Consider the following 26,615-nt stretch of genomic DNA (forward strand, 5'->3'; position numbering starts at 1 on the left):
GTCGAGTTCGCCGTCGCGGCCCCAATGGAGGCACCAGGGAGGGGTGACGGCGCTCATGGCTGGCGGGGGATCAGCAGATCGTTGTCACCCACGGCGACGAGGCGGCCTTCGGCGCGAAAGCGGCTGAGCAGTTTGGTAACGGTGACGCGTGTGAGGCCGCAGAGTTCGGCCAGACCGCGGTGGGTGAGGTTGAGCTCACTCAACGACAGGCGGCAGCCATGGCGGTTGATCTGCCCATGGGACCGGGCGATCCAGGTGAGCAGCGTCAGCAGGCGGCGATCGCCGGCGCGGATCCGCTGGATGGTGAGCAGTTCGGCCAGCATCTGGCGTTCTCTGCGCAGGTGCTGCTGCTGAAGCCCGGGCTCAAAGGTGATGTGCTCCACCACCACGGTGGTGAGGCACTGCAGTTCAAGGGGCTGGATCACGGGATCCTCAGAGGTGATCACCTCGCCAGGCCCCCAGAGGCCGAGGGCAAGGCATTCGCCTTCGAGATCCCAGGCCACTGAACGCACGTAGCCCTCATGCAGGCGCCAGCTCATCGCTTCGGGGAGCACGTCCTGAGGGTGGAGCGTCAGCTGCAAGGGGCTGTGGTGCAGGGAAGGTGTCACGGTGTCGGCGGGCGATGGGGTGGCGGTTCGGGCACGGCGAAAGCGAGCAAGAGGGCATTCGCGACGAACAGGCCATGGGGGGCAAGCAACTGTCGGAGACTATGACTTATTCCCGATCGAGGTACCGGTATTTTGAGGCACACCACCTCAGGCGCACTCGCCATAACTTGCACAAGTTCCCGATCGACGAACCGTGGTTGACTCTTCGACGCCGGCCCCTTTGCGGCGCCGCCAGTTGCTGCTCACCGGACTGGCCCTCCTGCCCCTGACGGCCGGCGCCGCCGTCCACCTGCATGGCTCCATCGCCCATGCCCAGCAACCGCCCAAACCGATCACGCTCACGGTGGTGTCGTATGCGGTGACCAAGAACGCCTATGACCAGATCTTCCGGCTGTTCGCCGCCGACTGGAAACAGAAGACCGGTCAGATCGTGACCTTCCGCGGCAGCTATGGCGGCTCCGGCAGCCAGGCCCGTGCCGTGATCGATGGGCTGGAGGCCGATGTGGTGAGCCTGGCCCTGGCCGCTGACACGCTGGCGATCGAACGGGCCGGCCTGATCAGGCCGGGCTGGCAGAACCAACTGCCCAACAATGCGGCACCGATCCACTCCACGGTGGTGGCCTTCGTGCGCAAGGGGAACCCCAAACGGATCAACAGCTGGGCTGATCTCGCACGCCCTGATGTGAATCTGGTGGCTGCCAATCCCAAAACATCAGGGGGCGCCCGCTGGAACTTCGTGGCCCTCTGGGGAGCCGTCACCCAGTCGCCGGGCGGCAGCGAGACCAAGGCCAGAAGCTTCATCCGGGATGTCTATAAGAACGCCGAAGTTCTGCCAAAAGATGCCCGCGAAGCCACCGACTTCTTCCTCAAGCGCAACCAGGGAGATGTGCTGCTCAACTGGGAAACCGAAGCGATCCTGGCCAGGCGCAAAGGGGAGTGGAAGGAACCCTGGAAAACCTTCTCGCCCAATGTGCTGACGGCCCAGCCCGTGGCCGTCGTGGACAGGGTGGTGGACCGGCGCGGCAGCCGCAGGGTGGCGGAAGCCTTCACCCGGTTTCTCTATACCGCCCCAGCTCAGAGAGTGTTCGTGGAGAACGGCTTTCGGCCCGCCACCGCCGCCGGCAAGGCCCTGGCCCGGGGCCGATTCCCCGCCTTCAAGGCCTTCACGATCGACACCTTCGGCGGCTGGCCTGCGGTGACCAGCAAGTTCTTTGCCAATGGCGCCATCTGGGATCAGATCTTCCGCGCCACCCGCTGAGCAGCGGCGCCAGTCCCAGTTTCAACTCCAGCCCCAGCCCACGCGGCCTGGGGCCGATGGCTTGAACACAGTTTCCGATCGGATTGCCGTGGTATCTTTAAGGCGAGTTTCCGACCGGAATACGTGGTTAAGTCTTCCCTGCGCCTGCTCGCCCTTTCCGCGGCAGGTTCCCTGCTGCTGCTGACCAGCTGCGGCGGCTCGACGCCAGCCCCGGGCGACGCGGCCGGCAGCGGCGGCGAACGGCAGGAGCTGTTGCTGGTCAGCTACGCCGTCACCAAAGGCGCCTACGACCGCCTGCTGCCGAAGTTCATCGCGTCCTGGAAAGCGAAAACAGGCCAGGAGCTCGCGATCAAAACCAGCTACGGCGGTTCCGGCACCCAGACCCGGGCGGTGATCGATGGCCTCGATGCCGATGTGGTCACCCTGGCCCTGGCCGCGGACGTGCACAAACTCGAGGAGTCCGGGTTTGTGGATCCCGGCTGGGAAAAGGAATTCCCCAACGCGAGCATCATCACCAACTCCGCCGTGGCCTTCCTGGTGCGGCCCGGCAACCCCAAGCGCATCGCCAGCTGGGCCGATCTGACCAAGCCCGGCATCACGGTGGTAACGGCCAACCCGAAAACCTCCGGGGGTGCCCGCTGGAATTTCCTGGGCCTGTGGGGCTCGGTGACCCAGTCCGGCGGCAGCCAGCAAAAGGCCGAGACGTTTGTCTCCGGCGTCTACAAGAACGTCGATAACCTGCCCAAGGATGCCCGCGAAGCCTCCGACGTGTTCCTCAAGCGCGACCAGGGGGATGTGCTGTTGAATTACGAAAACGAAGCGATCCTGGCCACCCGCAGCGGTGTGCTCAAGGATCCCTTCGTGGTGCCGGAGCTCAACATCCGCATCGAAGGTCCTGTGGCCGTGGTCGACAAGGTGGTGGAGCGCAAGGGCACGCGCAAGGCCGCCGAAGCCCTGGCCGCCTATCTGTTCAGCGAAGAGGCCCAGGCCGTTTTTGCCGAGGAGGGATTCCGCCCCACCAACCCCACGGTCTGGGCGCGCGTGAAGGGTCGCTTTGCCCCAGTGAAGACCTTCTTCACGGTGGCCGACTTCGGCGGCTGGCCCAAGGTGAACAAAGAGTTCTTCGGCGACGGCGGGCTCTGGGACCGTCTATTCGCCAACACCCGCTGAGCCGACCATGTGTGAGCTGCTGGCCCTCAACGCGAATACCCCCACCGACATGGGCTTCTCCTTCCGGGGGCTGAGCCGCCGCGGGGGGGCCACCGGCGAGCATGCCGACGGCTGGGGGCTGGCCAGCTTCACCCCCGATGGCCATGGCCTCACCGTGCTGCGGGAGGACGCCCCCGCCGCCTTCTCCGCCCTGGCGGATCAGCTGGCGGAGCGCTCCCCCAAGGCACTGGTGAGCATCGCCCACATCCGCAAGGCCACCCGCGGTGTGGTGGCCCTCGACAACTGCCATCCCTTTGCGCGGTCCTGGCAGGGCCAGCGCTGGGTGTTCGCCCACAACGGGGATCTTCAGGGGGAGATTCCGCTGGGAGATCAGCACCGCCCCTGCGGCAGCACCGACAGTGAAGCAGCCTTCTGCTGGATCCTGCAGCAGCTCGATGCGGCCCAGCCCGATCCGGAGAATCCCGCCGCCCTCTTCGAGTTGTTGCACCACGGCGCCGCCGAGCTGGCACAGAGGGGCACCTTCAATGTGCTGATCAGCAATGGCCGCTGGCTGTTCGCCAGCGCCACCACCCGGCTGCACTGGCTCACCCGCCGGGCGCCGTTTGGCAGGGCCACCCTGGCCGATCTGCCCCTGCAGGTGGATTTTTCCTGCGTGACAACCGCCAAGGATGTGGTGACAATCCTCAGCACCGAGCCGCTCACCACCGATGAACAGTGGCAGCCCTTCGCGCGCGGGGAATCGATGCTGCTGATCGACGGGGAAATCCGGCGCCGCCTGCAGCCCGGCAGGAAGGAATTGCAGAGCCTTCAGGTGTGAGCGTGGCGCCCAAGGTTTGTGCGTGAGCTCACAGCTCAGGCTGCTGATGCAAGCCCACCAGTCAGCAGCGAGCGCTCAGATGAAAAACATCGGCTGGGGCTGGAGCCGTTTGTTTCGCTCCACCAGCAGATCGGCCAGGGTGGTGCTGGAGAGCAACGAAGCGCGCGCCTCATCCAGCTTCTGATCCAATGCCTTGAGCACCTGAAATTCCGGGTCGTCGCGGTCGCCCTGGCGCTCGTTACTGGATTCACCTTCCAGGCAGATCTCCACCGCGGCGATGGTGATGTCCCCGGGCGGCCGGGCCAGCTGGAAACCACCGCGTGGTCCCCGGATGCTGGTGAGAAAGCCATCCTTGCGCAGGGCCGTAAGCATCTGCTCGAGATAGCGCACCGGAATGCCATGCCGGCGACAGATGTCACCGGTCTGCCGCAGTTCACCGGTGCCATGGGCATCGGCCAGATCGATCAGGGCGATCAGGCCGTATTCCGTTTTCGCGCTGAACGCCATGGCCCTTGTCACCGACGTTCCACTGTGCCAGGCAAAAGACACTTCACCGGTAGGAAAGCCTGCCCAGGCCTGAGCACGAGCAGGCAGCCGGGCTCAGAAGCAGAACGGCAGGAACTGGGTGCGGCAGGCGACGTAACCGTCGACGAGCGGACCGAGGCCGATTTGGTGGGCGATGCCGGCGCCGGTGAGGGCCTCGGTGAGGATGCCGATCACGATGCCGAGCATCGCGGCGCGGCCGTTGAAGCGCTCGGCGCGCTGGAGCTGCTCCATGTGCAGCTGCTGCTCATCCCGCTCAGGGGCGTAACGGGCGTTGATGGGGGTGTTGGTCATGGCTGGAGGGGCGGGGGATCGGGTGAGCGGGAGAAAAAGGAACGTGAGCCGGGGAGCCGCAGGTCTGGCGAGGAAGAAAAGGTCAGCCCGAAACCGGCCGTCAGTTGGAAGCCGGAGCGGGCTGGAGCAGGGCGCCCACCAACCAGGTGCCAAACAGAACGAGAGCGATGGTGGCGGTCATTGGCTTTTCGAGGCGAGATCGCTGGGGCGGGTCAGCATGAAGGTCACCATGCCGGTGAGCACCACCACGAGGGCGAAGACAGCGGCGATCGAAGCGGTGTAATCGGTGTCCATGACGATCAGGAGAGGCCGAGCTGGGAAAGGATGCCCTGACCGGTGAGCAGCTCGGTGCCGAGCCCGATCACGAAGCCGAGCATGGCCAGGCGGCCATTCCAGGTTTCGGCGAAGGCGACAAAACCGAAGCGGGAGGATTCAGCCATGGGGTGTTGCGGAATGTTTCATTGACTGTAACAGATTGTGACGGGGTTGGGCGGCCAGCCCGTTTCCGTCGGCTGGCCACCGAACCGATCACGCCGATCCGATCGAACCGGCAGGTCCAACCGTTCCTCGGCAGCGCTCTGCCATGGGGATCGGCACGGCCCAGCCCCTCAACCCAATCCGCAGCCCAATTCCCGCAGCCAGCTCACTCAGAAGAGAGAGTCCGCCGTTAGCCGTTCCAGATAGCTAACGGCCCAGTCCTCAGCTGCCACCCCAGCAGGAACCAGGCGGAGGAAGGCCTCACTGCCCATCAATTCCTTGAGCGCTTCGCCCAGCCGTTCATTCGAGCGGCTGTGGGGCAGGCGCTGGTTGAGGGTGTGATGGATCTGCTGCAGATACCAGACAGTGCCATCGAGACCGGCGTTGAAGCGGGTCCAGCTGTCGGACTTGCGGCGGGCATCCAGCACCATGTCCTGGGCGTTGTGGGCCTTGTCGGCGGCGGTCACCAGCAGGGAATCCGGCGACACGGTCTGCAGGTGCTCCACATAGCGTGTCTTGCGCAGGATCCAGGGCTCCTTTTCTCCGCCCGCCACCACAGCCCCGCTGGTGTCCGTGCAATCCGCCACCATGCGGCCGACCCGCTCGCCAAACGGCGCGGCGATCTGGTGCTGGCTGACGCCCGCATCTTCGATGGCGTCGTGCAGCAGCGCCGCAATGGCCTGATCTTCATCGCCGCCGTCTTCCCAGACCAGGGAGCTGACGGCGATCAGGTGGGAGATGTAGGGCACGTTCGGCTTGCCCTTGCGGCGCTGGGGGCGGTGCAGTTCATCGGCCCAGGTCAGGGCCTGGCTGTAGCGGCTCGTGATCACCATGGGCTGCGCGGGGTCACTCAAAGCGTTGGGGGCGTCCGCTATTGAGCTGCTGCATCTGCCAGGTCACGAAGGTGCCCACCGGGCTCCAGAGCAGATATGGCACCAGCAGCAGAGCCGCCAGCCCTGACATCTGCAACACCACCACGGTGAGCGCCAGACCCCACACCCAGCCGGCGAATCCCACAGCGGTGCCGTTGGCGAGGCGGCGCGTGCGGCAGATCAGCCAGGTGTAGCTCTGAACCCAGACCAGAAGCCCGAAGTAGCCCGCCATCAGCCCCCAGCTCCGGCTGGCATCCCAGGCCAGCAGCGCCGAGGCATAGAAGCAGGCGTAGATCGCCACCCAGATCGCCGGAATCAGGCGCTCAAAGGTGAGCCAGGCGGGACGGCGCAGGCGGATGAACCAGGCGAACTGGTCCCGTCCGGGGTTGAGCAGCACCCCCACCGCCACCATCACCAGCAGGATCAGCAGGGCAGCGACCATGGCGCTCGAAACAGTCCCCTCCAGCCTGGCGCGCCCTTCGCCGCGTGGGCCCCACCGCGACCGCCCAAGCTGGACCCGGAGTCTGTGGATGCTGCCGTGGCTGATGCGCCCTATCTGATCTGTCTGGCCCTGCTCGAGCAGGGAGGTCAGCGGGCCATGCCGCTCAATGGCCTCTCACAGAAGGAGGCGATCGCCCCAGGCTCAGGCCCGGGCGAGCCGGGCAAGACCCTGGCCCTGGAGCTGCTGGTCCGCTTGTGGCAGCGCAGCGACGCACAGCCGATGAGCCGTTGCGGCGGCGACGCCAGCCTGCTGCTGCTGCAGCTCCCTCTGGCGGTGATGCAGGAGCAGCTGCCAGCACTCAAGGCCCGCTGGATCCGCGATGGCGACACCGCGGTGCTGCTCGATCAGCTGCGCCAACGGGGCGAAGGACTTTGGCGGCTGAGCCTGGCCCGCTACGAACCGCTCACCTTCACGGCACTGTGAAGGCTCAGAAGGAAGGGATGACGTTGGATGCAGGGGCTCACAGTGCTGGGCCTTGCTGTGCTGGGCCTTGTTGTGCTCGGCCGTGGTGTGCTCTCTGTGGCGGCCGCAGGATGGGTTCCATGCAGGCCCGAGGGAGTGTTCCGCTCTCAGCTGTATTCGCCAGGCACGTCGTTCTTGCGTACCGTCACCTTGTCGAATTTCTGGCCGGACGCCCGCAGCAGCTCGTCCCCTGAGAACTCAAAACCCAGCTTGATGGCGATCTGAGCCACGTCGTCGGCTGTGGAAGCCGCCAGCACCTGCTGCTTCAACGCCGCGTCGTTCTGCATGCGGAGGAGAAAGGCCTTGAGCTGTTCGCGCGACATGGGGCCCAGGCCAACCTGCCAGCATTGTCCCTGACGGCATGTGACGGCATCTGACGGCGAGGTCAGGTGCAGGCGGAAGCAGGGCTCGGTGCATGGCGCATCGGGCGCAGATCCTGGAGGGGCGCTGGCCATGGTGATCCCTAGTGCTCACAGGCGAAAGGTGTGAACGAAGGCAGGCAAACGCAAACCGAAGACAAGGCCTACCTAGCAATCGTTGAGAGGATGGTCTGGAAGCTGTGACATTGGGGCTTGATAGGGGCGGGCTGGGCTGGATGTCACTGAATGTCTGATGTCAGCTGCCGGTGATGGCTCAGCAGGTGATGACTCAGCAGGTGATGCCTTCTCAGTCGTTGCGTTGCTCGCTGTTGCACGTCTTGGCTGAGTACTCACTTGCTCGATACAACCTGGTCGTGTTCTGTTTGGCCGGGCGGCACACAATTCCTCAGCCACCCCTACAGTCGATCAGCGACTTGATCCATACGCCACGCCATGGCAGACAGATCGGGAAAACCCATCCTCCTGTTGATCAATCTTCACTCCAAGCAGGGGCTTGAACGGTTCGGTGAGGTGGTGGCGGCCTTCAACTCTCTGGGCGTGAGATACATCATCGGCCAGGTGATGCGGTCAGAAGATTTTTCGCACTGCATCCGTTGGCACCAGGACGAGGTGTCTGCTGTGGTCATCGGCGGTGGCGACGGCACCTTGAACCTGGCGATCGATGCGCTGCTGGAGACAAACCTTCCCCTGGGCCTTCTACCCCTGGGCACGGCCAACGACCTGGCCCGCACCCTGAGTCTGCCTCTGACGCTGGCCGAGGCCTGCAGCGTGGTAGCCAACGGACATCGCCAGACCATCGACCTTGGCCGGGTGAACGGCAAGTATTTCTTCAACGTGGCCAGTTGCGGGTTGAGCATCAAGATCACAGATGCGCTCTCCAAAGACCTCAAGAAGCGCTGGGGAATCCTTGCCTATGGGATCGCGGCGGCGAAGGCGTTGCTGACGCTGCGACGTTTCGATGCCGAGATCCATATCGATGGGGAACAGATCCTCCGTCGCCGTACCCTGCAGATCGCCGTAGGCAACGGAGTGTTCTACGGCGGTGGGCTCACCGTGGTGAAGGATGCCGCCATCGACGACCAGCGGCTGGATCTCTACAGCCTGGAAATCCCCCATTGGTGGCAACTCTTCTTCGTGCTGCCGGCGTTGAAGTCTGGACGTGGCAACTCCCGTTTCGGCATCCACCGCTGGCAGGGCAGAACCTTCGAGGTGCACACGCGATTGCGGAAGCGCGTCAACACTGACGGAGAGGTCACCACCAAAACCCCTGCCGTGTTTGAGCTGTGCCCCGCCGTGCTCGAAGTGTTTGTGCCGGCGCCCACCTCGACGGCGGACGACTGACGCCAGCCGCTTACAGCTTCCGCCCCCAGCTGATCAGCATCAGCACGCCCGCGTAGGCCTCGCCGTCGCGGTAGTGCTCAAGCCAGTCCAGCGCCTCAGGTTGCTCAGCGGCGAGCTTGCGGGCATTGTCCTCAATGCCGAAGAGCAGATCCGATTCCGCGAATCCGTGGGTGGGCAGCCAGATCTCCTCGCGTTGCAGCTCGCCAATACCGGCAGCGCTCAGCAGGTCGGGCAGGGCGCGGCCGATCCAGGGATTCTGGAACGAACGGATCCAGTCGTGCTGGATGCGCTCACTCACCCCGCTGTGGGGACCACCCAGCAGGAACGTGCCCCAATCGGGTTCAGCGCACAGCACCACCCCGCCCCGGCGGGTGACGCGGGCCATCTCCTTCACCACCAGTTCCGGCTGCGCGATGTGTTGCAGTGCCCGGTCGATGCGCACCGCATCAAAGCTGCCGGAGACAAATGGCAGGGCCTTGGCATCCGCCAGCTGGAAGCTGGCCGCTGTGGCGCTGTGGCGCGTCTGGGCGGCAGCCAGCAGCGTGCGGCTGCAGTCGGCGCCAACGGCACGCGCGCCGGCAGCCACCATCTGGACCACATCGTCGCCGAGGCCGCAGGCCACATCCAGCGCGGTACATCCGGGCACGAGCTGCAGCGCGGCGAGGGCGCGGGCCTTGTAGGCACGGCCGGCCGGCAACTGGTGCAGGCAATCGAGGCAGCGGACGCACGCCTCCGGTGCAGTGGCATCCACATCCCGGAAGCCAATGGGCAACGGCACGGAGGGGGTGTCGGTCATGGCCGTCCCTCGGTGGGATCCAGCTGCTCACCCAGCCATGCCACCGGTAGCAGCAGCAGCATCAGCAGCGCGGACTGGCACCGCGGCTCGAAGTGGTGCGGAACAGCTTCCAACGTCAAATGAAGACCTCCTGCTGGGGGTAGCCCACCCGGGAAGGAGGCCTGCTGCCATAGAGGGACTGAAGCAGCAGCATGATCCCCAATCGACCCACAAACATGCCCACCATCAGCACCAACTGGCCCCAACGATTGAGATTGGCAGTAACACCGACATCCAGTCCAACGGTGCAAAAGGCGGACATGCAGGTGAACAGCTTTTCAAGGAAATTGAAAGACTGAGCTGTTGGTTCTCCAGCCGTTGTTGGCCCGAGCCCAAGAAGCAGGGTCATCAGGATCACGAACAGGCCGGAAGCCAGTGCGACGCCAACGCATTTGAACACAATCGACGCGGGGATCTCGTGCCGCCCAATGACCACATCCTTGCGGCCCTCAAGCATCGAACGGGTGGTGCCCATGAGCAGAACGAAGGTGGTGGTTTTGATGCCCCCACCCGTGCCGCCTGGGCTGGCGCCGATGAACATCAACACGATCATCAGCAGCAAGCCTGCATCCGAAAGTGTTTCCATCGACAGCGGCACGGTGTTGAAGCCTGCGGTGCGTGTGGTGATCGATTGAAAGATGGTGACCTGAAGCTTCTCCCACAGGCCGAGGGTCATCACCACACCATCAGGAGCGAATTGTTCTGTGAACAGCAGGCCCAGTGCCCCGATGGCGATCAGCAGCAGGGTGCTGCGCAGCACCAGCCGGGTATGGAGGGAGAGATGGCGGATGCGCCTGAGGCGGGAGCGGTTCTCCCACAGATCATTGGTGACCCGCCAACCGATACCGCCGACGACGATCAGGCTGCCGATCACACCATTGACCACCGGATTTCCCTTGTAGCCCACCAGGTTGTCGGCCCACAGCCCAAAACCTGCGTTGTTGTAGGCACTGATGCAGTGAAACATTGAGGCCCAGAAGCGTTCACCAACGTTGGTGATATCGGTGAAGCCAAAGAAGAACAGGATCAGCGTGCCCACTCCCATCACACAGCCGGCGGTGATCAGGATCCGGTGAAAGGTGGGGCCGATTCCGCCCACCCCGAATTCATCCAGCATGCGTCCCTTGTCGAGGCGATGGCGCAGGCCGGAGCGGCCCTGCACAAACCCTTGCAAGAAGGTGGTGATCGCCATCAGGCCAAGCCCGCCGGTGATGATCAACCCTGCCAGGGTCATCTGGCCGAAGAGCGTGAGATCCTTGCCCACATCGATGATCGACAGACCCGTCACCGTGATCGCCGAGGTCACGGTGAACAGAGCCTGCCAAAGGCCTACGTCATCGCTGGAGCAGAGCGGCGAGGCCAGCAGCACTGTGCCCAACGCAATCACCAAGCCGCCGGTCACCACCGTGAACTGTGGCACCGTGAGACGGTGCCGCCAGGCGAGCAGGCGTCCCCATAGCTGATGAACCGAATGCACCATCACCGGCTCAGGGGAATTCAAGCGACGATCAACGTACTGGAGAGATCACCGCCGCAGGGATCATCACCCCTCACATTGGATTCTCAGCCGCCTTGCGCACGAAAGCCAGGCGTCGCTCCAGCAGCAGCAGGCCCAGCACTGTGGTGAGCGTCACCATGATCACCAGAGCAGAAAACTGAGACCCGTTGATCACGCCAGCGCTGAGCGCCGTGGTGGCGAACACCAGTCCGGGCAAACCCCTGGGGATCAGGCCGAACACCACCAGCCAGCGGTCCACGCCAGCAGCGCGGTCGGCCGGCCTGACCCCCAGGCCGCAGAGCAGCTTGCTGAGCACAGCCATCACCACAAGGGCCGCCGCCAGGCTCCAGGCCTGGGGGTCCAGCAGGGTGTCCGCTGAGATCCGCATCCCTACGCTGATGAAGAAAAGGGGCAAGAACACATCCGAGAGCACCGAGAGGGTGCGGGAGACGTCCGCCTCGGGCGGGCTAAGGCGACCTAGCAGGATTCCACCCCAGAGGGCGCCCAGCAGGGAGGTGAGACCACTGGCTTCCCCCAGCCACGACGAGGCGATCAGCACGATCAGGATCGCCAGGGGTGTGGTGGGCCGCTCGGGCCGGTGACGCGCCCACAGCCCGACGGCCAGGGAGATCAGGGCCGCCAAGGCGAGACCAAGAAGCGGTCCAGGTCCTGCCAGGCCCGCTCCTCCCATCGGCAAGCCCGCACTGGCCATCGCCACTGAAAGGAGCGCGATCGCCGGCAGGTCGTCGAGCACCGAGACGCCCACCAGGAGTCGCCCTGAGGGGGTCTGGAGAGCATTCCCCAGGGCCAGCACCCGCAGGGTCACCCCCGTTCCGGTGGCGCTGAGCACCGCCAGGCAGAGCAGGGTTGCGGGCGTGGCCATGCCGAACAGCTGGCTCAGGGGCCAGTAGGCCAGCAGGGGGGCCAGGAAGCTGATCGCCACCGTGCGCAGGATGCTGCCGCGACGCGAGGCCAGCAGATCGCCCCGCACCTCCAGCCCCACCTGGAAGAAGAGGGTCAACACCCCCAGCTCGGTGATGCCGCTGAGTGGCTTGATGGCCTCAAACGGCAACACCGTGTTGCCGAGGATGAACCCCACAAGCAGCTCCAGCACGATGGCGGGCACAGCCCAGGCCACCAGCCGGCCCGCTGACACACGCGCGATCAACACGCCCGTGAGCAGCACCAGCAGGGTTGTGAGCAAGGTTGGCATCGGCAGAACGGGCAGAAAGGCGTTTAGTGTCTTCGGCTGATCCCCTCATGTCTCCCTTGAGCCGCACTAATTCGCCTGCGTGGCACAGCCTCACCGTGGAGGACTGTCTCCAGCAGCTGGAGGCCACGGCTGAGGGTTTGAGTACCGCCCAGACGGCAGAACGACTTGCCAGGCTTGGGGCGAACAAGCTGGAGCTGGCACCGGGGCGCAGCAACCTGCGCATTCTCTGGGATCAGCTCAGCAACGTGATGCTGATCATGCTGCTGGCTGTTGCCGCGGTGTCGGCCGCCATTGCGTTCTCGGCCCAGCGCTTTCCGAAGGACGCGATCGCCATTGTGCTGATCGTGGGGCTGAACGCCCTGCTGGGGTACCTGCAGGAAAGCCGCGCCCAGACCGCGCTGCTGGCGCTGCGCGAGATGGCCCAGCCGTTGGTCACGGTTCGCCGCGATGGCCATTGGGAACGGCTCCCAAGCGAGCAACTGGTGCCTGGCGACCTGATCCGCCTGGAAGCGGGCGACCGCGTGCCTGCCGATGCCCGGCTGGTGGAGGTGGCCGAGCTGGGCCTGCGCGAGGCGGCCCTCACCGGTGAGGCCGAAGCGGTGTTCAAAAAGGCGGATTTGGTGATGGAGGCCGCCACGCCGGTGTTGGAACGCCAGAACTGCCTGTTCCAGGGCACGGAGGTGGTGCGGGGTCGGGGCACGGCGGTGGTCACGGCCACCGGCATGGGCACGGAGTTGGGCCAGATCGCTGAATTGATCAACTCCGCCGGGGGCGAAACCACCCCGCTGCAGGAACGGCTCGATGGCCTGGCCAATGTGCTGGTGGGTTCCGCGCTGGCGCTGGTGGCGCTGGTGGTGCTGGGTGGCTGGTTGCTGGGGCAACCGCTGCTGGGGCTGCTGGAGGTGGCGCTGAGCATGGCCGTGGCAATCGTGCCGGAAGGGCTGCCCGCCGTGATCACGGTCACCCTGGCGATCGGCACCCAGCGCATGGTGCAGCGGGCCGCCCTCATCCGCCGCTTGCCTGCCGTGGAAGCGCTGGGATCGGTCACGGTGATCTGCACCGACAAGACCGGCACCCTCACCTTGAACCGCCAGGTGGTGGAGGAGCTGCGCTGCGGCAGCCAATCGATTGCGGTCAGCGGCAGGGGCTACGACCCTCACGGTTCCTTCACTGCGGCCGAGCTCGTGCCGCCTGAGGGAGCCGTGCCCGGCATCACCGATGGCGCCCGAGACCTTCTCCTGGCAGCCGGGGTGCTCTGCAGCGACGCAGAACTCAAGAAAGACGAAGACGGTGGCTGGGACGTGCTCGGCGATCCCACCGAGGGAGCGCTGGTGGTGGCGGCCGGCAAGGCCAGCCTCGATGGCTTTGCGCTGCGTAGCCAGTACAAACGCAAGGCGGAGATTCCCTTCAGTTCGGAACGCCAGCTGATGGCCGTGTGGGTGGACGACGCCACAGGCACCCTGCAACAGCCCCTGGGAAACGTGGGCAAGGGGTCCAGCACGTTGTTGATCACCAAAGGGGCGCCGGAAGTGATTCTTGGCTCCTGCGACCGCTGGATCGGTGGGGTTGGGGTCGCAGTGTTGAGCGAGCCGCAGCGGCAGTGGTGGGTGGATCAGGCGCGTGATCTGGCGGCTTCAGGCCTGCGGGTGCTGGCCTTCGCCTGCGCTCCCCATCACACCAGCCCGGAGCAGTCGCTGGATCACCAAGTGTTGCTGGGGTTGATGGCCCAGCTCGATCCAGCCCGCCCGGAAGTGGCCGAGGCGGTGGCCCGCTGCCGGGAAGCCGGCATCCGGCCGGTGATGATCACGGGAGACCACCCGCTCACCGCCCGGGCGATCGGGCAAGGCATCGGCCTCGTGGATGCGAACGCCGAGGTGGTGCTGGGCCGGGAGCTTGAGCAGTGCAACGATTCCAGGCTCCAGGAGGTGGTGAGCCGCTGCAGTGTCTATGCCCGTGTTCCTCCCGAGCAGAAGCTGAGGATCGTGAAGGCACTGCAGGCCAATGGCCAGGTGGTGGCCATGACCGGTGACGGGGTCAACGACGCTCCCGCCCTCAAGCAGGCCCACATCGGCGTGGCAATGGGCATCACCGGCACGGAGGTGAGCAAGGAAGCCTCCGACATGGTGCTGCTCGACGACAACTTCGCCACCATCGTGAATGCGGTGGAAGAGGGAAGGCTCGTGTACGCCAACATCCGCCGCTTCGTGAAATACATCCTCGGCAGCAACGTCGGCGAGTTGATCACGATTGCCTCCGCCCCGCTGCTGGGCATGGTGGGCGTACCTCTCTCGCCGCTGCAGATCCTCTGGATGAACCTGGTGACCGATGGCGTTCCTGCCCTGGCACTGGCCCTGGAGCCGGGCGAGGAAGGGCTGATGCAACGGCCACCGGCCGAACCTGGTGAGTCGATCTTTGCCCGCGGCATCGGCAGCTACATCCTGCGGATCGGCGTGGTGTTTGCTGTGATCACCATCGTGCTGATGGTTTACGCCGCTGGGTCGGGATCTCCGTGGAAGACGATGGTGTTCACCACCCTCTGCCTGGCCCAGATGGGCCATGCCCTGGCCGCCCGCAGCGATCTGCCGCTGGTGCAGATCAACCCATTTTCCAATCCCTGGCTGATCTGGGCCGTGCTGCTCACCACCGCCCTGCAGATGGCCCTGCTGTATGTGCCGTTCCTGTCGAAGTTCTTCGAAACCACTCCGCTCAGCCTGCAGGATCTGGCCATCTGCGTTGGCTTCAGCCTGATCTTCTTCTCCTATCTGGAGATTGAGAAGCTGTGGCGGCTCTGGCGCCGCCGTGCCCATGCCAATGCCTGAGTTGCAGGCCATGGTGCAACCTGCCGCCAGTGGGTTGCACCGCTGGGCTGAATCCTTTCTGGCACTGATCGCAGACACAGCCGAAACCAACCCGCTGCAGGGGTATGTGCTCATCGCTCTTGTCTTGCTGCTGGAGAACGTGATCCCGCCGATCCCCTCCGAGCTGGTGATGCCACTCAGCGGGTTTTTGATTCAGCAGGGCAAGCTTGAGTTCGTTCCCGTTGTGGTTGCCGCCTTGATCGGCACGTTGCTCGGGGCCTGCTTCTGGTACGGGATCGGTCGCCTGGTGAACGAGCAGAGGCTGGAACATCTGATTGGCCGGCACGGCCGCTGGTTCGGGCTCAGGGCAGCGGATCTGGCCGCCAGCCGCCGCTGGTTTTCCATCCATGGGTCAGCGGTGGTTTTCTGGGGCCGGATGATCCCTGGAATCCGGCCCTTTGTCTCCATACCGGCCGGCATTGAACTGATGCCACAGGGTTCGTTTCTGTTCTGGACCAGTGCGGGCAGCCTGGTCTGGATCCTGGTTCTGGTGACGTCAGGAATGGTGCTGGGAGCGAACTACCGCCAGATCCTGCTATGGATCGCACCCATGGGCAGCTTCGTGGTCCAGCTACTGCTCGTGCTGATGGCCTCCATGGGGGTGTGGGCGCTGGCCCGACTGCTGCGAAAAAACTCCAGGTGATCACTCATCAGCGCGTGATCATTCACAGATCATCGATCGCAAACCACTGATCACGGGTCACCGATCACAGGCCAACGAGCAAAGAGCACAGACAACCGATCACGAAGCTGCCAACGGAACTCTTAAAGGGAATGCTGGCTGATTCAGGGAGAGCAGCCAGCAGGCGGATAGACGGAGTTGGCGCGCTGTTGTATAGCAGGGGGACTTGGCAAGGCTCAGCCTGTCGCTGCGAACAGTGCAGGAAGGCAAAGGGGCTTTCCTCAAGAAGCGAGTGATCACGCAGTGAGTGGCGTGAGTGTTCCGGGGGGCCACAGCCTGAATCACTCTCCCCTTGAGCGCTCCTTGACGGGTTCCAATTCCAGATCGCTGGAGACGCTGGGTTCAAGCCTGGCGGTGATCACCACCAGCGCCATCAGGAAGAGCAACAAAAAGCTGGCGGCTAACCAACTGCCCAGCGTCTGCCGTTGCTGGACCTGAGCCACACGGTGGCCACAGTCCGCACAGATCAACAATCCCTTCGCGTGGTTCGCTTTGGTGATCATGCGGCAACCGCAGCGTTCACAGGCCACGTTGACAGGTCAATCGCTGATTCAGTTTGGCAGCCCAATGGCAGCCATCGCAGCAGCAACCATCACCACACAGCCCAGGGGCGCCGCAGCACCAGAGCCGAGGGAATGGCCACGCTTAGCCGTCAAGATCACCCGATGGATCACTGCCGGGAGGGGGCTTCACCGGTGGCGTCACGAGCACCTTGTCCACGCGGTTGCCGTCCATGTCCACCACTTCAAAGCGGTAGCCCAGCCAGAGGAAGTGATCCGAGGATCTGGGAATCCTCTCCAGGGCATGAATCACAAATCCTGCGAGGGTGTGATATGTGGGCTGCTCATCGGAGCTGAGCAATTCCGTGCCGATGCGGTCATCAAAGGCGTTGATATCCAGGCTGCCATCCACCAGCCAGGAGCCATCCTCTCGCGTCACAAAGGAAGGATCTTCGTTATCGTCGAGGTCGGGCAGATCGCCCACGATGCCTTCCATCAGATCGTTGAGGGTCACCAGCCCTTCCACGCCGCCATATTCATCGGTAACCAGGGCGATATGGATGCCCGCGCGCTTGAACTGCTCCAGCACACTCAGAGCACGGCTCGATTCGGCGATGTAGAGCGGTGGCTGGCACAAGGCCTCGAGATCCAGCGGCTCACGCCCCAGCTGGGCGTTGAGCAAACTGCGCACGCGCACAATGCCGGCGCAGTCGTCAAGGCTGCCACGGCCCACCGGAAAGCGGGAGTGGTTCGAATCCTGTACGTCAGCGAGAATCTCCTCCTCCGTTGCTTCCAGATCAAGCCACTGGATGTCAGTGCGTGGGGTCATCATCGTCTTGATGGTGCGATCACCCAACCGCAACACCCGCTGCACCATGTCGTGCTCCGTGGGCTCGAACACACCGGAATCTGCCCCCTGGCGAATCAATGCCTTGATCTCCTCCTCGGTGATGTCGGGCTCGGTGCTGGCGGACACATGCAGAGCCCTGAGCAGGCCATCGGTGGAGGCACCAAGCAGATGCACGGCGGGCGCGCTCAACCGCGAAAGGGTTCGCATGGCCGGCGCGATGGTGCAGGCGATCCTCTCCGGATGGGTGAGGGCGATGCGCTTGGGCAGCAGCTCGCCGATCACCAGAGAGAGGTAGGTGATCAAAGCCACCACCAGCGTGACGCTCAGCCCTTCGCTGTAGGGCCGCAGAGCCGGAAGCTGATCAACGAAGGGTTTGAGCTTCTGCGCCACCGTGGCGCCAGCCACAGCACCACTGAGCACGCCGATCAGGGTGATGCCGATCTGCACCGTGGAAAGAAAATCGTTCGGCGTTTCCGCCAGCCGCAGGGCGATACGCGCCGGCCTGCTCCCCTTATCGGCCAGTTGCTGCAGCCGCACCTTGCGCGCCGAAACAATCGCGATCTCAGAGCCAGAAAAGATCCCGTTGGCCACGATCAGCAACAGGATGAACAGAATCTCCAGCGCCAAGCAGGGGGGAAAAGCTCACGATGGATCGATTCTACAGATAGGTGCATGGCTTTGCCCGGATGGCCATGGCTTCCTGGCGCATCCAGTATGACCAGAATCACGCATCATCAACGCGATCAGAGAAACTGAAGGTTGCAGCAGAAGAGCAGGTTCGATCATTCCACAGGGATGCCGCACCTGAACAACCCAGCTGATCTGCGCAGCTTCTACCACCAATCGGATGCATGTCTCGTGCTGGAACCCGACATCCAGGCGAACTCGATGACAGCCACCCGATGATGATCAACAGTGCCCATGATCAACAGTGCCGAGGACCGAGTAAAGCGAGAGACAGCAACAGCACGTTGAAGTTACCAGGCCATCGGCACCACCTTGGAAGCAACCGCAGACCGACAGCTAAAGCACATTTCCCGTAGCAAGTTTCCCCCTGGCAAACTTCACACAGCCCATGCTGTAGATCGCAGTGCTCCCATCAGGGCAATGCTCACAGCAAAGCGCTCGCTTCAGGTCATCGGCAGCCACACGCTTGCCCAGTCCCTCAAGGCGCCTTCGCCATTCCTTCCAATGCTGTGGTGATGGTGCCCACCAACTCGTCGTCCAGTTCGGTGGCCGTGAGTTCATCGGCCACCAGATCCTGGATCAGGGGGTAGAAGCGCACATCAAACCACTTGCGGAACACCGGGTAGGTGCGCTCAGCCGGCCAGGCCCCGATGTCGCGGTGCCAGTAATCCAGCTCCGCTTCAAAGATCGCCTCGTACACCTCCGCGAGGATTTCCTCAGCCTCCTCCTGTGTGTCGTAATCGGGGATCAGGTACAAGCAGGGCTCCCGGGCTCCCGCCGCATCCACCTCCAGCTCCAGCCTCCGGGCCCAATCCAGCAATTGCTCACTGGGGTAGACCCCCACCGCGCAGCGGTTCACCACAGCCATGGCCACCTGGCGGAATTGCCTCAGGCTAGGCACAGCGCGCTAGGCGGGCACGGTCACGGGTGTGCTGCAGCCAACCTGTGGCTCATGCCACGGGTGTCGTGGGGGCTGAGCTCAGCGCACCATCCGGTCCACAGGTGACTGGCAGATGGCCGGTCTTCACCCAGATCGTGCAGCCAGTCTCACTCCAGGGCCTGTGCACACTGCCTGGGGGGTGGCGTAACCAGCTACCAGCCGGGTATGTGCCGTGCTCGTCCTGGAACACCCCCTCCAGCACGAAGATCTCCTCGCCGCCGCCATGGCGATGGGGGGAAAGTGGCTGCCTGGTGCATAACGCACCAAGGAGGTGGCCCGCGCCACTTCCTCACCCTGCCGGTCGAGCAGGCGCCGCTCCACCCCCGGCATCGGCGAGGGAATCCAGGGGAGGGCGTGGGTGTCGAGCACCACGGGCCGGCTCAGATCAGCATGGAGATCCATAGCCTGATTCTGCTGGATCCCGGCAGACGCCTGGCTGCCAACCCCCTCTCCGCAACCCCCGTGCGCCACCAAGCCCACCCCGGCCAGCGCCTAACTCCCCACGCGGATGCCGCGCAGGTTGTCCGTCAGGCCCAGCAGATTGAGCAGCCAGATGACGACAGCAATGACAACAACAATGTTGAGAATGTTCTTGATCTTGCTATCCATCGGAATGTAGTTGTTAACCAGCCACAACAACACCCCCACAACGATGAGTGTAACGAGAAGCGAAATCAGCGTCATTGGATAGCTTTCCAGAGTACGAGCGTCATGAACAGAGCCGATAGGGAGCTTGCATTGCAAGAACCGGAGGCGGCTCTCCTGGCAGCTCCATCACCATGCCCAGTCCATCTCTAGCCATACCTTTGCCCGTTCAGGCAACGAAGCCGGTGAAGAAGCGAGAAGCCAGGAGATCAACTCCAAGAGGATGCTGCAGATAGGAGGCAAACAGGAGGCAGATGTGCAGCAGGCCACAATCAGGCGAGCAAGCCACGCTTGCAAAGATGAAAGCAAGGCACAGCACCATTCCTTGATTCATGAACAGAAGCCAGGACTCATCAGAGTGACCCGAGGCTGCATGCTCCACCCACGGGCTTCACACTCCCCATCCCTCACAAGGGACAGAAAAATCCGATCACACCATGAATCCAGTTCGCCGCACGGATCTGAACACAGCATCAGTCTCACAACAGCAGCAGTCTGATAACGGCAGAGGCTGATCAACCTAGTGGATGCATTCGCAGCGGGTTCCAAGAACAACACAGAAGCACTGATGGCATGGCCGCCGATCACTCACTGTTCAGAACCTGCCTCAGCCGGGGTCTGTCATCGCTGCCCACCTCTACCCCCGATCATGCTGACGTGACGGCTCCTTGTCGCCTGCAGCGCTCGCTGCAGCTTGAAGTGTCTGCCAGATCGTCGGGGCCTGCGAAGCCTCCCGCAGCACCTCACGGCACCACAGAAAGCGCCCCTCAGCGCCAGTACACCCCAGCGGCCGGCGCCCCGAACCCAACGCTGAGGTGACCCCCGGCACCGGAAGCAGGCCCACCCAGCCCACCTCAGAGTGGCGCTGGTGTAAGCGATCATCTCCAGTCTCACCATCAGTGGCAGTTTCTGGCCTCTGGCCTTGAGTTCAAGCTCCAGCACGCTGGTGGCGAGCCTCCCCCATTCCTCCTGATCGAAGGTCACGACCCACACGGTTCGCCGGGGCGGCGCAGCGGCCCAGTGCATGGCCAGCTCGATCAGGGCCGCCAGCCCAGAGGCGGTCACGTCGACGCCGATCGAGTGCAGGGGCCCGTCGTAGTGGGACGCCACCAGCAGCGGGTCGAGCTGCGGGCGCTGGCCGGGGAGAATAGCAACCGTGAGCGTCTCGCCAACGTCAGTTTCGACGACGAGGTGACAGTGGTGGCTGATCAGTGCTGAGGTGGTGGATCTGCTCAACGACCTCAAAACCAACGGTGCCGGTAATCACCAACTCCCCAACCTGCGCGCCGGGGAGGAGCTCAACGTGGGCCTGCAGCTCAATCTGCCCGGCTGGTTCCCAACCAGGAGATCCTCAGCATGCGGCTGGCCTGGGAGGCGCCCGGCAGCGGCGAGCGCCAGAGCCTGGTCGAGCACCTGCACCTGCCGTGAGTGGGAAGCGAGGAACTCGATCGAGGCGATCACGGCACCGCAACCCTCAGTCTGAGTAATCTGCGCGCAAGCCAGGTGAAGATGCCCGCCTCATACGAAATCAACAACGAACTGGAGATGGTTCACGAAGAGCTGTCACTGATGTTGAACGATCCCAAGCTCAGCCGCAAGCGCCTAAGCCGAGAGTGGCTGTGCTCCAGCACCAACGTCGATGGGGAGGACGATGACCAATCCTGATGTGGTGGCGATCGGAGATGTGCATGGCTGCGCCTCCCTGCTCGAGCAGGAACTCACCCCACACCTGGACTCCGGCGTGGAGCTGATCTTCCTGGGGGATCTGATCGATCGAGCGCCTGAACCGGACGGCGATCGCAAGGTGCTGGAGCGGGTCTGGCAGCTGCAGGACAACCCGGCGGCCTACGGCCTGGCGGGTGTGACCGTGCTGCGGGGCAACCATGAGCAGATGCTGCTCGAGTCATTAGCGGAATCGAAAGCAGGGCCGGCTTACGATCGATGGCGTTACAACGGCGGCGAACCCGCGCTCCTGCCACTGGCGAGCGAACACCGGGAGTGGTTCGAACAGTTGCCGGTCACGGCGATTCGCGGCGGCTATCTGTTTGTGCATGCCGGCGTGCGGCCAGGGGTGCCGCTGGAGCGCCAGGCCTTCGAAGATCTGATCTGGATCCGCAAGCCCTTTCTCTCCAAGCCCCATGGGCTTCCATACACCGTGGTGCACGGCCACACATTCCGCAACGATTTCCAGATCACCCACCTGCCGCACCGCATCGGGATTGATACGGGGGCCTATCTGAGTGGCAGATTGACGGCGCTAAGGATTGAGCCCGCCACTAAGCTGGGCAGCCCCATGGATCAACCCGGGCGAAGGGGGAGCAGGCATCAATAAAGACGTGGATCAGATCTGCACTGAAACCACTGATCTCACACCAGAGAGAGGGCGCCAAACAGCTGCCGCCAAGTCAACAACGCGTCCAACAGCCAACAGCTGATCGGTAAGGAAAGCCGGCCGCAGTTCAGTTCTCGTTGCCGCCGCCTACTTCGGCGTTGCCCTGCTCGGAGGAGCTGTTGTCAGGCTGGGGTGTGGGCTCCATCTTCACCCCAAGGTCACGGCAGGTTTGCAGGGGATCAACGCCGGGTGCCAACCCGAGTGCCTTGCGCAGCGCGTCGAGTTGTCCGACGGATTGCAGGTCGATTGAGCTGGCGACCTGCTCGCAGGCCAGCTTCTGGAGAGCCTGACCATCTGGACGACCGCAGCCTGCAAGCAAGGTGAAAGTCACACAGAGACTGACGGGGAGAAGCCTGGTCATAGACAGCTGTGGGGCGTTGCAAAGGTAGTACCACCAGGGGCCTGATGGCGGGATGGAAGCCTGACATCAGCCAACGACATCCTCCCGGACTGGAGTGGGTGCCTTCGAGTGGTCAGTGCCGGCCCCTCATATCGTTAACCCCGGACAGGAGGAAGTGGGGTCGTCGATTCCCAATCGCAGGAATCACGTCAACAGACTTGCAGCGTCGGCTGCCATAAACGGACAGACGGACAAGGCTCTGGTCATCCAGCAAGCACAGAAGATTCAACAGTCGGCCAGCCAGGCTCTGGCCGCAGTGAAAAGCAATCTCTCAGACGTGCTGCGGGAGATTGGAACACAGCAGCATTCGTGCCTTGATCTGTCCTCTGACCTTGGGCGCTCTCGACAGCGCGAAAGGTGGCGCTGCAGCCATAGTCAAACCGGTTGCATTGCTCTCCTCTGGGATTGAAGTGCCAACCATCAAGGCTCAGCCGCCTGTAGACCAGACAGCGGATCCAGAGCAGATGGCGCCAGGGGAGCAGCGGCTCACGGATCAGCGCCTGAAAATCTGCTGCTCGAAGGCTGCCAGCGGGACAGGGTGCCACTGGGTTGTGCGGCCATGGGATGCGAACAGACAGACGCGACGTAGAAAGACGCTTGATCAATGTCAGGGGTTAGCGTCGCGGCCTGGCGTCGGATGGTCCGCCGGGCCTCCCTTGCTGCCGGCAGAGCCTTGCCTCTGAAGAAAACCAAGTGAGCTCATCGATCAGGCAAAAACTGTTGGCAGGAACTGCACATAGCGCAAGTGAAAGCCCTGCGGGGTAGGACAAATTGGGATTCGATTCAGCCAACCTGAACAGTCCGTCTCCCTCCTGAGCTCGTGGTCTGGTAGGTGTAGCCGTGTGAACTCAGCGAGCTCTTCGCTGATACGCAAAACGTGGTGTTTCAAGCCCAGGTGGCCGCAAGCGATGCGGCCCTGCCGTATCCGGCGGTGCAGGCTGCTGGGGTGAGGCCAAGGAGTTGAGCAGTGGGGTTGCTGGAAAGGAATCCACAGGTGGAGGCAGAAATCCACGGACTTTGGTATCAACTGTGCGCTGAACCTGGCGAACGGTTCTGGTGGGTTTCGTCATCGATGGACTGTCTGGTAGCTTTGGCTACACGCGTTGAGTCCGGATATCAAGATAGAGGGAAGCACGCACCAAGCCAATACCCTAATGGCCTGTGTACTGTTGTCTAGATGTACAAAGGAAAAGCAAAAGGTGAGATCACAGAAGATGCTTAGAGGTAGTCGCTAAGTCTAAGCACTGCCGGTTAGTCATAAGCCAAAAGAAACAGTGCTCCCTGGCCGACTCACAACTGGGGAGATGCAGTAAACAAACAAAGCCTCGCAAACCCGCAAGCGAGCCTAGTGGATACACTCATCGATGGGATCAAACAAAAGGCTGAGCAACCGCCTGATGTCAGTAGAAGCGACAGTGACTTGGAAAACGATGATGACAAGAATAACAATAGAAAAGAATCGGAAGTTGTTCCATAAGGCCAGCCTGGCTTAGGGAACCAAAGAATCGACACTGACCAAACACGACAAGAGATGATCAGAGGTCAATGGAGACAGACTCACGGCTCAAGAACAGTGCGTCAATAAGAGATTGACTGCTGACACATAGATCATAGTCGACTGAAGAAAAAGCAGTCAGAAAGAACAGAGGTGATGCGAAGCTATAGAAACAAAAAGGCTTCTTAGGTGGTTGGGTACGGAAAGAAGGGACACAAAGACTTGGGTTACGACTCGGAAAATCAAAAGACTACAGGGAAAGCAACATTCGAAGTTCAATGCGAAAGGTGCTGAAGACTGAAGACTACGACAAAGAAGATAGAACCGCTATTCAGGTAGCCTATGAGCCTGAGGATAAAGACAAAAGGAGAGTCGCCACAATAGAGCGAAAGGAAGGGGAGGGGGGGTAGACAGAAAGCCTAATCAATCATGCTTGGAGAATGGGTCATTTCTGCATAGGAAAGGCAAAGAAGAGGAGTACCATCCTCCGAAGTAATAAGTCCTTCATAATAGGCTTTGCTAGTAACAGCGTTGACCTCCACAATGCGTCCGGTAGCTAAATACTGCTTGCCGTGGACTGGAGCAGCATAAACATCGACAACTAGGCGATTAGGCAGAGCACTAGTTTGGTAGAGATCACGGAGGATGATGAGACCCATCTGAAGAAGTCCATCAAGCAGAGATGGATCAAGAAAACCTTCGGCAGCGGAATCTACGCCTAGTAGCCCACAGGTACCATGAGACTGCAAAGTGGAGACAATCACCTCAGTATCTTGGAAGATCAAGGAGGTACCACTAATGACAGTCATCACACCATCATGGAACAGATACCTATCATAGGCATCACTCTGACTGACACTGAGAGGAGGTTGGCCATCATTGCTGGACCTGGATAGAGAGGATAAAAGCTTGCTACTAATGTCTGGATGAGGTACTTGTTCTACTTGAGTTCGGTAAGAATAGCGCTTTGAACGATGATCCCTTAAGCTGCAGGTGAAAGGTTGATTATCTGCGACATTGGCTTCAAAGAGAAGCTGGCGAGGAGTAAAGTCACTGAAGACGATTCCTGAGAGAACGTCAGTGGTGACACGCAAGGCAGAACGACCTAAAGAGAGAGCACTCGACCCAAGGTGGCGCTGATAAGCTTCAAGGGCAAATGTACAGGAAGACGCAGCTGGCAGAACAGGTTGCCCGAACTTTCGATGGGAGGAAATATAAGGAAGACTGTGAGGATCAAGATAGAACTTATAAGTCTCCTTGAGCTGTCCATGCTCTGTAGATGACGTGGTCGAAACAGAATGCTGTCCCAAGAATGGGTAAGACTCAGAAAGACGCTGTATGTCAAAGTTGGATTGGGTAAACCTAGTAGAGTCATACAGGCCTGATGTAACCTCAAGGGGAAGCTCAGATTGATTGGTTAAGATTGATACAACACTTTGTGCGCCAACGTCAAGAGGAATGGGAATGATGCCGCGTTCGGCAAAAGCATCATTAACTTCTTGAGTCGCCATGCCCGATGAAGCCCATGGTCCCCAATTGAATGAAGTAACCTTGAGCCCAGGGCGAAGGAGAGCAGAGAGCCAGCTACCTGCGTTTAGAAGTTCATTGGCAGCAGAATAGTCAGCTTGACCATAGTTGCCAGTCTTGCCAGCAATCGATGCATAGTTCACTACGTTAGCGACTGGATGCTCTTCTAACACTTGAAAGACAAGCTTCAGCGAATTCATCTTTGTTGACAGGACACGGTTAAAACTATCAAGCTTCTTCTTGCTAACCAATGAGTCTTCAATAATACCGGCTACATTAATGATAGTATCGACTCGTAAGCGCTTGGTGTTAAGTTCAGAAATAACCGACGCATGAGAATTGGGGTCAAGCAGGTCTACTTTGAAATAGATAACTGATGCATAGAGATTGGACAGTCTGTCAAGGTTTGCAATAGCTTCAACAGAAGAAGAAATCCTCCTCACTTCCTTTTCAATGGAGGCTGGAGTAAAGGTCTCACCTGAGTCTCTATGCATCTTGATCAGTTCAGACCTGATCTGAGGCACGGTACTACCGGGAGAATACCATTGGGGAAGATTTATATCAGATCTGCCAGTTACTACAAGGGATGCATTCCTTGATCCAAGCTGCTCTAAGACAGGAACTGCGATACCACGAGCACCTCCAATCGCCAAGATGCAAGAAGGATAAGATACGGGGAGTAAAGCACCTTCCGAAGTGGCGCTGGAAGGTTGGCAAGGAATCATCGTATGAACATGCAGCCCTTCTTCGTTGATTGAGTACTCCTTCTCAGGTTCATCAAGTGACAGGATGAAGTCGAGATAGGATTGGGTGCTATCAGAGGGGAGGACTGAATCGGAGATATCGACTACGGTTGTTTTGACGGATGGAAATTCGGACGTAATTGACTTAAGCATTCCGGACAGAGCCGAAACATAGGTCAGGAAGAAAGTTGGGAAGCCAGATGGAGCGTTGCTCGCAGATCGCCTGCCAAAGTCACCTTGGCCATGATGGAGCAATACCAGGCGATAATCATTGCCAGGAATTAGGAAGGAAGAGAGAAGATTCCGGATATTGTCAAATGCTGTCCACAAAGAAGACACAGCATTGGATGGCTCAAAGTCAACAAGACTGGTCAGCCTCTGTCCAAAGTCATCAAGGTGCAATATGATAGTAAAGTCAGTAGAAGAGTCCACATTCGTGGCACTTTCGGGAATCTTCTGATCGCCTCCGATGGAAACAGGAAGAGTCTGATCTGGAGATGTAACTGAATAATTGAATGCTGAAACGTGTCTTGAGTTGGCGAATAGATTTGAATAGAAGTCACGCTTTGAGTCAGGAACTAAGACAATGAACTGTCGGTCAGCCCTCTCAAGACAGTGTCCAGACC

Annotated in this window: 27 protein-coding genes and 1 pseudogene; 9 read left to right on the forward strand and 19 right to left on the reverse strand. The window is 61.4% G+C overall.

Going from position 1 to position 26,615, the window contains the following annotated elements:
* Positions 1-53: 53 nt before the first annotated feature.
* Entirely contained in the window at positions 54-608 is a 555-nt protein-coding gene (locus CJZ80_RS04290) for a Crp/Fnr family transcriptional regulator (RefSeq protein WP_144036909.1), read from the reverse strand.
* A 193-nt stretch (positions 609-801) separates the two neighbouring features.
* Here CJZ80_RS04290 and CJZ80_RS04295 point away from each other — a divergent pair, with 193 nt between their 5' ends.
* From CJZ80_RS04295 to CJZ80_RS04305, 3 genes are all read left to right on the forward strand, one after another.
* Positions 802-1,866, forward strand: a complete 1,065-nt coding sequence (locus tag CJZ80_RS04295; RefSeq protein WP_233132801.1) for a sulfate ABC transporter substrate-binding protein — start codon at positions 802-804, stop codon at positions 1,864-1,866.
* Positions 1,867-1,989: 123 nt separating this feature from the next.
* Positions 1,990-3,036, forward strand: coding sequence for a sulfate ABC transporter substrate-binding protein (locus CJZ80_RS04300; protein ID WP_198948232.1), 1,047 nt, complete (start codon positions 1,990-1,992; stop codon positions 3,034-3,036).
* 7 nt (positions 3,037-3,043) lie between these two features.
* Complete coding sequence (locus CJZ80_RS04305) at positions 3,044-3,853, forward strand: class II glutamine amidotransferase (RefSeq protein WP_094510855.1); 810 nt, start codon at positions 3,044-3,046, stop codon at positions 3,851-3,853.
* A gap of 75 nt (positions 3,854-3,928) precedes the next feature.
* On the opposite strand, the gene CJZ80_RS04310 is transcribed toward CJZ80_RS04305, so the two are convergent.
* From CJZ80_RS04310 to CJZ80_RS04330, 5 genes are all read right to left on the reverse strand, one after another.
* On the reverse strand, positions 3,929-4,360 hold the full coding sequence (locus CJZ80_RS04310; protein WP_094510856.1) for an Rrf2 family transcriptional regulator: 432 nt from the start codon (positions 4,358-4,360) through the stop codon (positions 3,929-3,931).
* A gap of 93 nt (positions 4,361-4,453) precedes the next feature.
* Positions 4,454-4,690: a chlorophyll a/b-binding protein gene (locus CJZ80_RS04315; protein ID WP_094510857.1), complete on the reverse strand. Its 237-nt coding sequence runs from the start codon at positions 4,688-4,690 to the stop codon at positions 4,454-4,456.
* Between the two features lie 299 nt (positions 4,691-4,989).
* Complete coding sequence (locus CJZ80_RS04320; RefSeq protein WP_094510858.1) at positions 4,990-5,130, reverse strand: chlorophyll a/b-binding protein; 141 nt, start codon at positions 5,128-5,130, stop codon at positions 4,990-4,992.
* A gap of 207 nt (positions 5,131-5,337) precedes the next feature.
* On the reverse strand, positions 5,338-6,000 hold the full coding sequence (locus CJZ80_RS04325) for an HD domain-containing protein (RefSeq protein WP_094510859.1): 663 nt from the start codon (positions 5,998-6,000) through the stop codon (positions 5,338-5,340).
* A gap of 13 nt (positions 6,001-6,013) precedes the next feature.
* Positions 6,014-6,481, reverse strand: a complete 468-nt coding sequence (locus tag CJZ80_RS04330; RefSeq protein WP_094510860.1) for a TspO/MBR family protein — start codon at positions 6,479-6,481, stop codon at positions 6,014-6,016.
* A 96-nt stretch (positions 6,482-6,577) separates the two neighbouring features.
* Between CJZ80_RS04330 and CJZ80_RS04335 the strand changes: the two genes are divergently transcribed.
* Positions 6,578-6,964, forward strand: a complete 387-nt coding sequence (locus CJZ80_RS04335) for a hypothetical protein (protein WP_094511058.1) — start codon at positions 6,578-6,580, stop codon at positions 6,962-6,964.
* Between the two features lie 146 nt (positions 6,965-7,110).
* Here CJZ80_RS04335 and CJZ80_RS04340 read toward each other — a convergent pair whose 3' ends face one another.
* Positions 7,111-7,326, reverse strand: coding sequence for a Nif11-like leader peptide family natural product precursor (locus CJZ80_RS04340; RefSeq protein WP_094510861.1), 216 nt, complete (start codon positions 7,324-7,326; stop codon positions 7,111-7,113).
* A gap of 489 nt (positions 7,327-7,815) precedes the next feature.
* Between CJZ80_RS04340 and CJZ80_RS04345 the strand changes: the two genes are divergently transcribed.
* The gene (locus CJZ80_RS04345) at positions 7,816-8,724 is read left to right on the forward strand and encodes a lipid kinase (RefSeq protein WP_094510862.1); all 909 of its coding nucleotides are present in this window, start codon (positions 7,816-7,818) and stop codon (positions 8,722-8,724) included.
* A 10-nt stretch (positions 8,725-8,734) separates the two neighbouring features.
* On the opposite strand, the gene CJZ80_RS04350 is transcribed toward CJZ80_RS04345, so the two are convergent.
* From CJZ80_RS04350 to CJZ80_RS04360, 3 genes are all read right to left on the reverse strand, one after another.
* On the reverse strand, positions 8,735-9,520 hold the full coding sequence (locus CJZ80_RS04350; protein WP_094510863.1) for a methyltransferase domain-containing protein: 786 nt from the start codon (positions 9,518-9,520) through the stop codon (positions 8,735-8,737).
* A 115-nt stretch (positions 9,521-9,635) separates the two neighbouring features.
* Entirely contained in the window at positions 9,636-11,039 is a 1,404-nt protein-coding gene (locus tag CJZ80_RS04355) for a TrkH family potassium uptake protein (protein ID WP_094511059.1), read from the reverse strand.
* A gap of 70 nt (positions 11,040-11,109) precedes the next feature.
* Positions 11,110-12,270 (reverse strand): cation:proton antiporter, encoded by a 1,161-nt coding sequence (locus CJZ80_RS04360; RefSeq protein ID WP_094510864.1) that lies wholly within the window; start codon positions 12,268-12,270, stop codon positions 11,110-11,112.
* Between the two features lie 47 nt (positions 12,271-12,317).
* On the opposite strand from CJZ80_RS04360, the gene CJZ80_RS04365 reads away from it, so the two are divergent.
* Positions 12,318-15,089 (forward strand): cation-transporting P-type ATPase, encoded by a 2,772-nt coding sequence (locus CJZ80_RS04365; RefSeq protein ID WP_094510865.1) that lies wholly within the window; start codon positions 12,318-12,320, stop codon positions 15,087-15,089.
* Positions 15,090-15,099: 10 nt separating this feature from the next.
* Positions 15,100-15,771, forward strand: a complete 672-nt coding sequence (locus CJZ80_RS04370) for a DedA family protein (RefSeq protein ID WP_094511060.1) — start codon at positions 15,100-15,102, stop codon at positions 15,769-15,771.
* A 320-nt stretch (positions 15,772-16,091) separates the two neighbouring features.
* On the opposite strand, the gene CJZ80_RS04375 is transcribed toward CJZ80_RS04370, so the two are convergent.
* From CJZ80_RS04375 to CJZ80_RS04400, 7 genes and pseudogenes are all read right to left on the reverse strand, one after another.
* The gene (locus CJZ80_RS04375; protein WP_094510866.1) at positions 16,092-16,313 is read right to left on the reverse strand and encodes a hypothetical protein; all 222 of its coding nucleotides are present in this window, start codon (positions 16,311-16,313) and stop codon (positions 16,092-16,094) included.
* A gap of 142 nt (positions 16,314-16,455) precedes the next feature.
* Positions 16,456-17,787 (reverse strand): hemolysin family protein, encoded by a 1,332-nt coding sequence (locus tag CJZ80_RS04380; RefSeq protein ID WP_094510867.1) that lies wholly within the window; start codon positions 17,785-17,787, stop codon positions 16,456-16,458.
* A 538-nt stretch (positions 17,788-18,325) separates the two neighbouring features.
* The gene (locus CJZ80_RS04385) at positions 18,326-18,715 is read right to left on the reverse strand and encodes a hypothetical protein (protein ID WP_094510868.1); all 390 of its coding nucleotides are present in this window, start codon (positions 18,713-18,715) and stop codon (positions 18,326-18,328) included.
* 82 nt (positions 18,716-18,797) lie between these two features.
* Positions 18,798-19,189: pseudogene (locus CJZ80_RS04390) on the reverse strand (cupin domain-containing protein).
* A gap of 90 nt (positions 19,190-19,279) precedes the next feature.
* Complete coding sequence (locus CJZ80_RS04395; protein WP_094510869.1) at positions 19,280-19,471, reverse strand: Thivi_2564 family membrane protein; 192 nt, start codon at positions 19,469-19,471, stop codon at positions 19,280-19,282.
* A gap of 130 nt (positions 19,472-19,601) precedes the next feature.
* Complete coding sequence (locus CJZ80_RS15290) at positions 19,602-19,814, reverse strand: hypothetical protein (protein WP_233132802.1); 213 nt, start codon at positions 19,812-19,814, stop codon at positions 19,602-19,604.
* A 239-nt stretch (positions 19,815-20,053) separates the two neighbouring features.
* Positions 20,054-20,668: a M28 family peptidase gene (locus CJZ80_RS04400; protein ID WP_158217424.1), complete on the reverse strand. Its 615-nt coding sequence runs from the start codon at positions 20,666-20,668 to the stop codon at positions 20,054-20,056.
* Positions 20,669-20,860: 192 nt separating this feature from the next.
* Here CJZ80_RS04400 and CJZ80_RS04405 point away from each other — a divergent pair, with 192 nt between their 5' ends.
* Entirely contained in the window at positions 20,861-21,097 is a 237-nt protein-coding gene (locus tag CJZ80_RS04405) for a hypothetical protein (RefSeq protein ID WP_094510871.1), read from the forward strand.
* Positions 21,084-21,764, forward strand: a complete 681-nt coding sequence (locus tag CJZ80_RS04410; RefSeq protein WP_094510872.1) for a metallophosphoesterase family protein — start codon at positions 21,084-21,086, stop codon at positions 21,762-21,764. Before CJZ80_RS04405 ends, CJZ80_RS04410 begins: the two co-directional genes overlap by 14 nt.
* A 127-nt stretch (positions 21,765-21,891) precedes the next feature.
* Here the strand turns inward: CJZ80_RS04410 and CJZ80_RS04415 are convergent, their stop codons facing one another.
* Both CJZ80_RS04415 and CJZ80_RS04420 read right to left on the reverse strand, forming a co-directional pair.
* Complete coding sequence (locus CJZ80_RS04415) at positions 21,892-22,155, reverse strand: hypothetical protein (RefSeq protein ID WP_094510873.1); 264 nt, start codon at positions 22,153-22,155, stop codon at positions 21,892-21,894.
* Positions 22,156-24,138: 1,983 nt separating this feature from the next.
* Positions 24,139-26,421 (reverse strand): SDR family NAD(P)-dependent oxidoreductase, encoded by a 2,283-nt coding sequence (locus tag CJZ80_RS04420; protein ID WP_144036910.1) that lies wholly within the window; start codon positions 26,419-26,421, stop codon positions 24,139-24,141.
* Positions 26,422-26,615: the final 194 nt, after the last annotated feature.

The sequence above is a fragment of the Synechococcus sp. MW101C3 genome (genome assembly GCF_002252635.1).
Taxonomy (GTDB): domain Bacteria; phylum Cyanobacteriota; class Cyanobacteriia; order PCC-6307; family Cyanobiaceae; genus MW101C3.

What these genes read in the sequence shown, in the direction of transcription:
- CJZ80_RS04305 (WP_094510855.1), top strand. Translation starts at nt 3,044, where the DNA reads ATGTGTGAGCTGCTGGCCCTCAACGCGAATACCCCCACCGACATGGGC.
- CJZ80_RS04310 (WP_094510856.1), bottom strand. Translation starts at nt 4,360, where the DNA reads ATGGCGTTCAGCGCGAAAACGGAATACGGCCTGATCGCCCTGATCGAT.
- CJZ80_RS04315 (WP_094510857.1), bottom strand. Translation starts at nt 4,690, where the DNA reads ATGACCAACACCCCCATCAACGCCCGTTACGCCCCTGAGCGGGATGAG.
- CJZ80_RS04320 (WP_094510858.1), bottom strand. Translation starts at nt 5,130, where the DNA reads ATGGCTGAATCCTCCCGCTTCGGTTTTGTCGCCTTCGCCGAAACCTGG.
- CJZ80_RS04325 (WP_094510859.1), bottom strand. Translation starts at nt 6,000, where the DNA reads ATGGTGATCACGAGCCGCTACAGCCAGGCCCTGACCTGGGCCGATGAA.
- CJZ80_RS04330 (WP_094510860.1), bottom strand. Translation starts at nt 6,481, where the DNA reads ATGGTCGCTGCCCTGCTGATCCTGCTGGTGATGGTGGCGGTGGGGGTG.
- CJZ80_RS04340 (WP_094510861.1), bottom strand. Translation starts at nt 7,326, where the DNA reads ATGTCGCGCGAACAGCTCAAGGCCTTTCTCCTCCGCATGCAGAACGAC.
- CJZ80_RS04345 (WP_094510862.1), top strand. Translation starts at nt 7,816, where the DNA reads ATGGCAGACAGATCGGGAAAACCCATCCTCCTGTTGATCAATCTTCAC.
- CJZ80_RS04350 (WP_094510863.1), bottom strand. Translation starts at nt 9,520, where the DNA reads ATGACCGACACCCCCTCCGTGCCGTTGCCCATTGGCTTCCGGGATGTG.
- CJZ80_RS04355 (WP_094511059.1), bottom strand. Translation starts at nt 11,039, where the DNA reads ATGGTGCATTCGGTTCATCAGCTATGGGGACGCCTGCTCGCCTGGCGG.
- CJZ80_RS04360 (WP_094510864.1), bottom strand. Translation starts at nt 12,270, where the DNA reads ATGCCAACCTTGCTCACAACCCTGCTGGTGCTGCTCACGGGCGTGTTG.
- CJZ80_RS04365 (WP_094510865.1), top strand. Translation starts at nt 12,318, where the DNA reads ATGTCTCCCTTGAGCCGCACTAATTCGCCTGCGTGGCACAGCCTCACC.
- CJZ80_RS04370 (WP_094511060.1), top strand. Translation starts at nt 15,100, where the DNA reads ATGGTGCAACCTGCCGCCAGTGGGTTGCACCGCTGGGCTGAATCCTTT.
- CJZ80_RS04375 (WP_094510866.1), bottom strand. Translation starts at nt 16,313, where the DNA reads ATGATCACCAAAGCGAACCACGCGAAGGGATTGTTGATCTGTGCGGAC.
- CJZ80_RS04385 (WP_094510868.1), bottom strand. Translation starts at nt 18,715, where the DNA reads ATGGCTGTGGTGAACCGCTGCGCGGTGGGGGTCTACCCCAGTGAGCAA.
- CJZ80_RS04395 (WP_094510869.1), bottom strand. Translation starts at nt 19,471, where the DNA reads ATGACGCTGATTTCGCTTCTCGTTACACTCATCGTTGTGGGGGTGTTG.
- CJZ80_RS04410 (WP_094510872.1), top strand. Translation starts at nt 21,084, where the DNA reads ATGACCAATCCTGATGTGGTGGCGATCGGAGATGTGCATGGCTGCGCC.